Below are 4,688 nucleotides of genomic sequence, written 5' to 3'. Positions count from 1 at the left end.
TGATGGCGCCCTCCTGAGCGAACGCCGCTTCATGCGGTCAGCAATCACGAAGGCTCTATCGCAAACCGCAGCATGACACAGGCAGTCGGCGACTTCATCGGCTTCACGCGGCGAGCTGACAGATTTTCTGAAACGGCCGCAGCTTGGCCTGACCCGACCCCTGCGGATCGTGCTCACGCGCTCGATGCCGCCCGAGGTTGACGCCGCTGAAGCGGAGCTTTGAGGCCGAGCATCGGCTTCACCCGGCGCTTGATGAAGCCGCGGTCCTGCGCGACCTAAGTTTTCGTAATAGTTTATCCGCACCTTCTCGATCGGACCGGGGATTCGGAGCGCTTCAACATCCAGTTGATGTCCTCAACGCCCTCAGCGCTGGCCATGCTCTTGTCAATCAAGATATTTCCGGGCAGACCGTTCATCGCCACTGCGCAAGAGACTTGAGGATGGCAGGCTTGTTTCGCCGCTTCGACAGGATGAGGTCCCGCGTCTTCCCGAACTTGTCAGAACGACCGCAACGCGACAAGTTTCTTGCCTCCTGACAAATCCGAGTTGGTTGACGACCAGTTCTTCGCCGAATCCGCCAGAAGCGCGAGAGTGGGAGACGGCGGAAGATGCGCAACATCGCAGAGGTCAAAGGTTGTATGGCGGGTTGGCAAGAGGGTAATATTCTGTTCGTCAGGCACCGCGGTCTCGGCACCCTATCACACTGCGCCTTGTCGAGCTTCAGGATTGACAGGCGCTTGACCAAGGGACCGGAGGTAGCGGTTGCTGGTTTGAGTTCAATTCACCAGGCCGAAGGCCGCTACGAGAATGGCAGCCAATGGAAGCAGTGATGACCGGCGGCTAACGACTCCTTTCGCTGTCACTGTTTGCGGTTCTGGCAGGTGCATTGTGGATCAAGCGGCCGCTCGTACCGGCAATTGGATCCGCTTGAGTGACTGGGCGAGACAGGCCTCGCCCGGTCTGTAGCTGAGCCTTTCAGGTGCAGGGCTGCGTTCTGGTGACGATAGCCGGAAGCATCCACATCGCGCCGCGAAGATTCCTCGAAGCCGAGCGATGCATAGAAGCGGACAGCCTGTTCATTGTTGGTATAAACCTCGAGCGAAAGCTCACCCTTCAGTGCCAGAGCATGCGCAATCAGTGTTCAGCCGGCATCCTAGCCTTGGTGCGTGGGGGCAATGAATATCCCGCCGATAAAGCTGCTCAACAGGCTGATGAAGTCGATAGCCTCGCCCGAATGATTGGCAATCCACGTTTCTGCTCTTGGAAGATATTCTTTTTGATCAATTGGCGCTGTTTCAGAAGCCTGAACGCGCCGATGAATGGATGCGCCTTCAAAGATACTTCAAACCAGAGGTCTGATAGCTTTTCAATATTCATCGCTGTATCGAACGGGCTGATCACAACATTTCGGTTCTTTATAAGAACGCTTATGAAAATCATGCAGAAAGGGGCCGTCACTCCGTGTGCTGGACGATGCCGCCACATGCAGTTCAATCACAGCCTCCGTGCATCAACCTCCTGTCGGACGATGCCGCAGATATGCCGACGCCCTTGGAGGGTCAAGAAGGGTCGAAGGGCAGCTAAGGCCTTCTTAGGCTGTCATCCTTCGCGTTCCCGACGGTCACTCTGCAGGATGAAGCGGCCGTTCCACTGGGATTGAAATCGAGCCGCTCCTTTGTTACATGTAACGACAAGGAGGTCAGCTATGCCAAGCCTTGTTTCAAAACGTGTCCAGAAGCGCCGGGAGGCCTTGCGCGCTGCAGGCCTGCGCCCTGTCCAAATCTGGGTGCCTGATACTCGCCGGCCAGGCTTTGCTGCAGAATGCCGCCGGCAGGCCGCGTTGATTGCCGCCTCGGATTCCGGCAATACCGATCTCTCGGACTTCATGGATGCGGCCTTGAATGATCTGGATGATTGGCAGTGAGGCGTGGTGATCTTGTGACGGTTGCCCTCCAAGGTGATTACGGAAAACCGCGCCCGGCGCTGATCATCCAAGCGAATCAATTCGATGATCTCGGATCGGTGGTGATCCTGCCACTTACCTCAACTCTCGTCGACGCGCCGCTCCTCCGCCCGACGGTCGAGCCATCGCCAGACAACGGGCTCCGCACGCCGTCGCAGATCATGCTGGACAAGCCGATGACAGTGAAGGCCGAGAAAGTTGGGGCTTCCTTCGGTCATCTCGATGATCTTGCCATGATTGGCGTCAGCCGTTCTCTGGCGCTGTTTCTAGGCTTGGCAGGGTGAGGCAAAACAGTGGTCGGTGGGGCCGCTACGGGATCTTTCGCTCATTCGTGTCGCGAGCACGGCTGCCCTCGGTGACCACGGGACGAAGGTCTACAGGCGCGACAGCAGACATCGAGAAGCAACGGAACGGAGGCCTTTGCCTCTGTCAGCGTCTTGTGTCGGTACCACATACGGGTGGATGATCTTCGCAACCCAATGCCGCGCCTTGACGTCCGTGTCCTTTATACGCCTTGCTCAACCGTACGACGGATCAGCCTGGAACCGGGAGAAGACAAGCGATGGACGACGATCACATGGCCGCCCCGGCTGTTGCGCCTGAACAGGGCGGCGGTTCCGCCGAGGAACTGGCCTATCGCCTCCGCCAGCAACAGCTCACTGCCGAATACGGGCGGTACGCGCTGAGGGCTCGGGACGTCACGGCGCTGCTTCAGGAGGCCACCAGGATCTGTGCGCTTGGCCTGAACAGCAGCTTCTGCAAGGTGATGATGTACCTTCCTGAAGAAGGGCAGTTCCTCGTGCAGGCCGGGGTCGGCTGGAAGCCCGGCGTGGTCGGCCACGCCAGGACAGGCGCTGACATGGACAGCCCGACCGGCTACGCCTTCCAGACCGGAGAGCCGGTCATCTCCGACCACCTGGCCGAAGAAACCCGATTTCGCACCCCCAGCATTCTGGAGGAGCACGGGATCAAGCGCGCCATCAACGTGCTCATCCAGGGCGATGACGAACGCTATGGAGTGCTGGAGGTGGACAGTCCCCATGAGGGACGCTTCACCGAAACGGATCTGGCATTCCTGCAGGGGTTTGCCAACCTCCTCGGCGTGGCGCTTGAGCGGCAGCGGGTCGAAGAAGCGCTGCGGGCCAGCGAGACGCGGCTGCAGGAGGCCCTGGCCCATCAGGAGATCCTGACGCGCGAGATCAGCCATCGGGTCAAGAACAGCCTGGCCATGGTCGCGGGACTGCTGAGCATGCAGAAGCACACGGTCTCGGATCCGACCGTGCAGCGCGTGCTGGACGATGCCGGCGCCCGGGTCATGACCATTGCGCAGGTGCATGACCGGCTGTGGCGTGCAAACGAGGTCCACATGGTCGACCTTGCCCCGTTCATGGAAGGGTTGTGCGACCAGCTTCGCGCATCGGCCGCTCCGGGACTGACGCTGAGCTGTGACTTTGCGCCGGTCATGTTGGCCACCGATCAGGCGGTGCCGCTGGCCCTGCTGGGAAACGAGTTGGTGACCAATGCGTTCAAGTACGCTTATCCGGAGGGCCAGGGTGACGTGCGCATCACCATCCAGCCCGCCGAGCAAGGTCACCTGCGCTTGATGGTTTGCGACGAGGGGCAAGGCCTGCCGCCGGATTTTGATGCAGCCAGTGCCAGCAGCCTTGGCATGACGCTGGTCACCGGGCTTTCCCGTCAGCTCCGCGGTCGGTCGGAGTGGCAGGATGCAAATCCCGGCACGTGCTATAGGCTGGAGTTTGCTGCGCAGCAGGACCCCGGGCACGATCATGTAGAGATCAGGAAACATAACGGTCGCGGCACTCCGGAACCAGGCGGCGAATGATGAAGCGGCACTGCGGCCGGATCTGCCTTTGAACCACAGGCGTCAACGGGCGGGAAACAGCTGCTTGGCCACCAGCATCATGTCGATGGGCTTCCCTAGGAGCGGGACGGATGCATACCTGTCTGGAATGCAGGACTTGCTCTCGCTGCTCGCGAATATGATGGGCACTCCGGCTGCCAGAAGATCGTCCGCCAACGGATAGACCATGACGTCGCCGATCCGGATGTTGAGGATACCGCCGTCAGGCAGAGGGCCTTTCTGAAGAAGGGCCTCTCCGCTCGCCAACGTGGGCGCTGGACCGACAACCACTCCTCCGCAGGCTTCGATCTGTGCACAGATATGTGCGGCCAGAATGAACTCATCCTCGACAACAAGGATACGTCTTCCAGCAAGGTCCGGTTTCTGCATGCATCACCTTGGCAAATCATGAGCGCCGAACCATGGGATCCGGCGCTTGTTCCCGGTGACCGCGTCACGAAGGAACGCAAGGGGCTCGAAAAGTGCATACTCTGCGGGCAGAACGAGCGTCAGCCATCCGGAGACTGCTCTTGCTGCTTCCATATTTTTTGCGCCCTGCCTTAGTGCCGATGGCGGGTTCCTCGCGCTGTCGTTGTTTATGGTGCCAGCGGCAACTATGGCGGGACAATTCCGGGCATTGAGGACTTCAACATTGTCCTCGAACCTTCCTCCTCCCTAAGGCGTCACTGATTGTCCGCCAAAGAGCACCTCTCGTGGCAGCCGAAAGATGAAGTAGGAGTTCAGGGATGGCAGCGCACAGATTTCATCAAGTCTGGCAAGCTGCTCGAGGGACAGTATGACCTGCAGGGCGGTAATATTCGCTGTCACCTGCTCTGGGCGGCTGGCGCCCATGAGCAGCGTGCT

4 protein-coding genes are annotated in these 4,688 nt (G+C 59.6%); 3 read left to right on the top strand and 1 reads right to left on the bottom strand.

Features of this window, described 5'->3' with window-relative positions; genetic code table 11:
- Window positions 1–1,705: 1,705 nt before the first annotated feature.
- The 3 genes from ACLHHB_RS10575 (at window position 1,706) to ACLHHB_RS10565 (ending at window position 3,806) form a co-directional block, all read left to right on the top strand.
- On the top strand, window positions 1,706–1,924 hold the full coding sequence (locus tag ACLHHB_RS10575) for an antitoxin MazE family protein (RefSeq protein WP_410218248.1): 219 nt from the start codon (window positions 1,706–1,708) through the stop codon (window positions 1,922–1,924).
- Window positions 1,921–2,247, top strand: coding sequence for a type II toxin-antitoxin system PemK/MazF family toxin (locus ACLHHB_RS10570; protein ID WP_410218249.1), 327 nt, complete (start codon window positions 1,921–1,923; stop codon window positions 2,245–2,247). The genes ACLHHB_RS10575 and ACLHHB_RS10570 overlap by 4 nt, the downstream gene beginning before the upstream one ends.
- A gap of 278 nt (window positions 2,248–2,525) precedes the next feature.
- Window positions 2,526–3,806, top strand: coding sequence for a sensor histidine kinase (locus tag ACLHHB_RS10565; RefSeq protein ID WP_410218247.1), 1,281 nt, complete (start codon window positions 2,526–2,528; stop codon window positions 3,804–3,806).
- A 42-nt stretch (window positions 3,807–3,848) separates the two neighbouring features.
- On the opposite strand, the gene ACLHHB_RS10560 is transcribed toward ACLHHB_RS10565, so the two are convergent.
- Window positions 3,849–4,214, bottom strand: coding sequence for a response regulator (locus tag ACLHHB_RS10560; RefSeq protein WP_410218246.1), 366 nt, complete (start codon window positions 4,212–4,214; stop codon window positions 3,849–3,851).
- Between the last annotated feature and the right edge of the window lie 474 nt (window positions 4,215–4,688).

The sequence above is a fragment of the Paracoccus sp. (in: a-proteobacteria) genome (assembly GCF_046462195.1).
GTDB lineage: Bacteria > Pseudomonadota > Alphaproteobacteria > Rhodobacterales > Rhodobacteraceae > Paracoccus.
Note: the sequence above shows the minus strand (reverse complement) of the source record. Positions and strands in the feature narration are given on the sequence as shown.